The organism is Chelatococcus caeni (assembly GCF_014196925.1).
Classification (GTDB): Bacteria; Pseudomonadota; Alphaproteobacteria; order Rhizobiales; family Beijerinckiaceae; genus Chelatococcus_A; species Chelatococcus_A caeni.
Genome location: NZ_JACIEN010000008.1, coordinates 246,022 through 250,749, shown reverse-complemented (window position 1 = coordinate 250,749; position 4,728 = coordinate 246,022). Strand labels below are relative to the sequence as shown.

Annotated in this window: 4 protein-coding genes and 1 pseudogene; 4 read left to right on the top strand and 1 reads right to left on the bottom strand. The window is 62.5% G+C overall.

The genetic code is table 11. From position 1 onward, the window contains the following. Positions 1-500: pseudogene (locus GGR16_RS24100) on the bottom strand (hypothetical protein); the annotation flags it as partial. Positions 501-674: 174 nt separating this feature from the next. Between GGR16_RS24100 and GGR16_RS24095 the strand changes: the two are divergent. The 4 genes from GGR16_RS24095 to GGR16_RS24080 all read left to right on the top strand — a co-directional run bounded on the left by GGR16_RS24095 (position 675) and on the right by GGR16_RS24080 (position 4,529). After that, the gene (locus tag GGR16_RS24095; RefSeq protein WP_019404743.1) at positions 675-1,061 is read left to right on the top strand and encodes a response regulator; all 387 of its coding nucleotides are present in this window, start codon (positions 675-677) and stop codon (positions 1,059-1,061) included. Positions 1,062-1,344: 283 nt separating this feature from the next. Then, entirely contained in the window at positions 1,345-1,965 is a 621-nt protein-coding gene (locus GGR16_RS24090; RefSeq protein WP_019404744.1) for a hypothetical protein, read from the top strand. Between the two features lie 709 nt (positions 1,966-2,674). Next, complete coding sequence (locus tag GGR16_RS24085) at positions 2,675-3,349, top strand: response regulator transcription factor (RefSeq protein WP_026015588.1); 675 nt, start codon at positions 2,675-2,677, stop codon at positions 3,347-3,349. A gap of 244 nt (positions 3,350-3,593) precedes the next feature. Next, complete coding sequence (locus GGR16_RS24080) at positions 3,594-4,529, top strand: flagellin N-terminal helical domain-containing protein (RefSeq protein WP_053193308.1); 936 nt, start codon at positions 3,594-3,596, stop codon at positions 4,527-4,529. The last annotated feature ends 199 nt before the right edge of the window (positions 4,530-4,728 follow it).

The following is a 4,728-nucleotide window of genomic DNA, read 5'->3' as shown; positions in this document are numbered from 1 at the left end:
AGCGCATCGACGTGTCCGAGGCCATGATCCACGTCGCCATGGGAAGCCTGCTGCTGCGCAGGATCAGCCACTGACACCATTCTCAAACGGACTCTGAGCTGCTCCATCAGCACGCCGGTGGCGTCGTTGATGGCCTCGGCCGAGGAGAGGATCGTCTCCGTGGCGCTCTCGGTGTCGGAGACGACGGCGTCGAGCTCGTCCGTCACGCGGCTCTTCTGCTCGCCGCGCAGGCCCTTGGCATGCAGCGTCGCAAGCTCCAGCTTCGTCTTCTGGATGCTGCGCTGGATGGCGTCGACGTCCTGCCAGAAGGCGCCGCCTTCCGAGATCTGGCCGATTCGCTCGTCGCGGCTGTTGATGGCTTCGACCAGGGTGCGCAGCTCGGCGAGCTGCTGCGTGATCTGCTCGAGCTGCACCGACACCGCCGGGCTCCCCATGAGTGTGTCGCCGAAACCGGTCTCGACCATGGATTCGATGCGAAACGGCCGATGGCCCGCAGTCATCGGCACCTCCCTTTTTAAGGATTGGTCAATTCAGGCCGTTACTATACGTGCTCGGCTTCAACCAAGGCAAACGGTCCGGCTTCCGTCATGCAAGCTTCGTGCAAGTTTTCTGCAAGAGTCTCCGCGCAGCGAAATGCGCCCCTGTCAACAAAGTGCAAAGCGGTGGAGTGAACTATGGCGCTTGATCTTTCGATGCCGATCCTCGTGGTCGACGATTATAAGACCATGGTTCGCATCATCCGCAACCTATTGAAGCAGCTCGGCTTTCAGGATGTCGACGAGGCAGCCGACGGCACCGAGGCCTTCGCCAAGATGAAGGAGCGCGACTATGGCCTCGTCATCAGTGACTGGAACATGGAGCCGATGACGGGCTACGAGCTCCTGAAGCAGGTTCGCGCTGACGAGAAGCTCGCTAACACGCCTTTCATCATGGTCACCGCCGAGGCGAAGTCCGAGAACGTCGTCGCCGCCAAGAAGGCCGGCGTCAACAACTACATCATCAAGCCGTTCAACGCGCAGACGCTGAAGGGCAAGATCGAAGCGGTCTTTGCCGAGCAGTAGTCCGCTCGGCATCTGCTGGAATAGGACTATGGCGCACGCCCCGCCGGAAACGGGGCGTGCCGCTTTGTATTTGAAACGTGTAGATCCGTCGGCCTCTGCTGGTGCATGCGACTTGATCGGCGCTCGTCGATCCGGCTTGTCGCCCCCTGTGGAAGCTTTTAATATCAAGCACTTATAGATAGGCGCCGCTCGACTTCGAGCAGGCGTCCTTAATGATTGGGGGGCGGAAGTTGCGTCGTCCTGCGGCGTCTCGTTCCTGCCCGGCCTTCTGCGGGAGGCCGGAATGATTTCCGAGAAAAGCATCGCTCAGCGCCTCAGGGCGGCACGGCGCCGCGCCGGCTTTGCCAGCGCGGCTGTGGCGGCACGGACCTTCGGCTGGAGCGAGGTGACCTATCGGGCCCATGAGAACGGCCTGCGCGGCATCCGGGCAACCGTCGCCGAGCATTACGCGGCGCATCTCAACGTCAGCCTCGCCTGGCTGCTGACGGGCGAGGGCCGGCAACCCCGGCGGCATCATCTCGACATCGCCGGGGAAGTCGGCGACGACGGCAATGTCCGTCGCCGGCTAAGGGCCGGGCCGCCGCGGCCGGTCTTCAGCGTCGAGACGCCCGTCGCCATGTCGCCACAGGCCATAGGCTTCCGCATCGTGGGGACCGCGCTGCAGCCGCGCTACGATCCTGGCGACATCGTCGTCTGCGACCGGGCGGGGGATCCTCTCTCGAGCCTCGTCGGCCGCGAGGCCGTGGTGATCACCAGCCAGGGCCGCGGTTACCTGCGCATCGTGCGCAGGGTCATGCGCGCCGGGCTCGCCGATCTGCAGAGTGTTGACGGGCGCGTGACGCGCGCCGTCCCCGTCGCCTGGAGCGCGGCTGTCACATCGGTGGTGCGCGCCCGCCGCGGGTGACCATCGACGGGCGGTGGCGCCGCCTGTCGGGGCACGGCCGCATGCGCCGTTGCTAAAGCTCCTCGGGCGAGCCGCGGAGACATCCTCAAGCGGGTCCTTTCCGCCGCGCGCCGGCACGCATCTGCGGTTGCGGGCTTGAAGGCCAATGCATTCGGGCAATCGAGTCCCGATGAGGCGGCGTGTTCCAGGCGCTTTTCGCGCGCTGGTAGCGAAGAGCCGTCGTTAAAATTTTAACGATAATTGTAACGAAGCGATGCAAAAATGACTCAGTGGAGCACATGCATTCCAAATCGATACAAAACGTATTGACCCTTAACGGGCGATTAATAATTCTTGGATTGCTGATTCGCTGTTTACGCGGCCGCTTCAAGTGTCGCGAATGGGGCTTCAGGGTCGTTGGCGCTGTTGGTGTTCCGCCGTCGATGAACGAGCCGCCGCTTCATGTGGCGGCATCTTCCATGCCCAGGCTTGTCCGGGCATTGCCTGTCGCTTTTGGCGATGATGCGCGGGGCGGAAGTGCGTACCCTCTCTCGCGAAGAGGGAATACGGAACGGGCAACAACAAGAAATAAATACGTATCTATTATATAAATGTAATAACCAAACGATATATGTCGCCTTATCTAAGTAAATCAGTGGTGCGTACCTGGCTATGATTGGCCGGGCGTGACGTGATGACTGATTTTTCGAACGGGCTGGGGGGTCAGGCTGTGTATATCGTTGTTGACGAAAGGCAACTTGTCACATCGGGCTATGTGGCAAGCTTCGGACGCGAAGGCGTGCCGTCCATGGGCTTCTACTCGGGCGAGTTCCGGGAATGGCTCGAGACGGCATCGACGGTGGATCTCAATGCGGTGCAGGGGTTCGTGCTCGGCGACTTCGCCGACCGCTCGAGCTATCCCGAGCTCATCCGCAACCACAGCCGCGCGCCGATCATCGCGCTGAGCGAGACGCGCTCGCTGGAGCAGACGCTCGAACTCTTCACCGCCGGCATCGACGACGTGGTCCGAAAGCCGGTCCATGTCCGCGAGATCCTGGCGCGGGCCGAGGCCGTGTGGCGGCGCGTGAACACCGCCGAGGAAAAGACCACGATCGGCCGGCTCAAGGTCTTCTATGACGGCCGCGATCCGGAGATCGACGGCGAGCCGGTGACGCTGCCGCGCCGCGAGCGTCACATCCTGCAATATCTGGTGCGGGCCCGCGGCCGGCGCGTCAGCAAGATGCAGCTCTTCAACGCCATCTACGGCATCTACAACGAGGCCGTGGAAGAGAGCGTGGTCGAAGGCCACGTCAGCAAGCTGCGCAAGAAACTGCGCGAGCGGCTCGGCTACGATCCGATCGAGGCCAAGCGCTACATGGGTTACATGTTCGTCGACCGCGGCTGACACGCCGCACGTCCCTTATCCCCTTGAAAGCGCTTCCCGCGCCAGCCGGCGCGGGGAGCGTTTTTATTTTGGGCGTGCACGCATGGCAACAAACCGGTAATATTTGCAAGCTAAGGTGGAAAACATAGCGGATTGAGGCGGTCCTAGCTTGCGCCTCGAAGGCATGATGCCGCTCCGCTATGCCGGTTCAAATCCGGCATGTCCCTTTCAAACAATCCACATCTCAATGTGAAGGGACGAAAGCATGTCCAGCTTGCTGACCAATTCCTCGGCGATGACTGCTCTGCAGACGCTGACGGCCACCAACAAGAACATGACCGCGACGCAGACCCGCATCTCGACGGGCCTGCGCGTGTCCAGCGCTTCGGACAACGCCGCCTACTGGTCGATCGCCACCACCATGAAGTCCGACAACGCCGCTCTCTCGGCCGTGAAGGACGCCATCGGTCTCGGCGCCGCGACCATCGACACGATGTACACCGCGCTCGACACGACGAAGGAAATCGTCACCGAGATCAAGAAGAAGCTCGTCGCTGCCCGTGACGCCGGTGTCGACCGCGCCAAGGTGCAGACCGAGATCTCGGACCTGCAGAAGCAGCTCAAGAGCTCGGCCTCGTCGGCCGTGTTCAACGGCGAAAACTGGCTCGACGTCGACTCGAGCGCTGCCGACTACAACGCGACCCGCGCTGTCGTCGCTTCGTTCTCGCGTGCCGGTGGTGCGGTCTCGATCGACAAGATCGACATCGACATCTCCAAGATGCACCTGTTCGATGCGAACGGCGACGTCGGCATCTTCGACAAGGACCGCAGCGCCGACTTCTCGGCGGGTGGCAACGTCACCGGCACGTCGGTCTACGACTTCGACATCTCCGGCGTGACGAACGAGGCCAACGACCTCGCCGACCTCGAGGGTCTGACCGGGGCTGTCGACGCCGCGCTGCAGGAGCTGACGGACGCTGCGTCCTACCTCGGCTCGATCAAGAACCGCGTCGACATCCAGAACGACTTCGTCAACGCGCTGTCGGACGCCATCACGCGCGGCATCGGCCAGCTGGTCGACGCCAACATGGAAGAAGAGTCCACCAAGCTGCAGGCGCTGCAGGTGCAGCAGCAGCTCGGCATCCAGGCGCTCTCGATCGCCAACTCCTCGACGCAGAACATCCTGTCGCTCTTCCGCTAAGACGACGGTAAGCTGCACCGTGAAGGGGCCGCGCTTCGCAAGAAGCGCGGCCTTTTTCTATGAGGATGCTTCCATAAGTATCCGCCACGGCTGCGCGGCGGTTCGATTGACGGATGCCGGAGCGGGGGTTGCGAAGCGCAGCACTTCCCCATCGTCATGCCCGCGCTTGCCGCGGGCATCCACGCCCTGGAACCTCGAG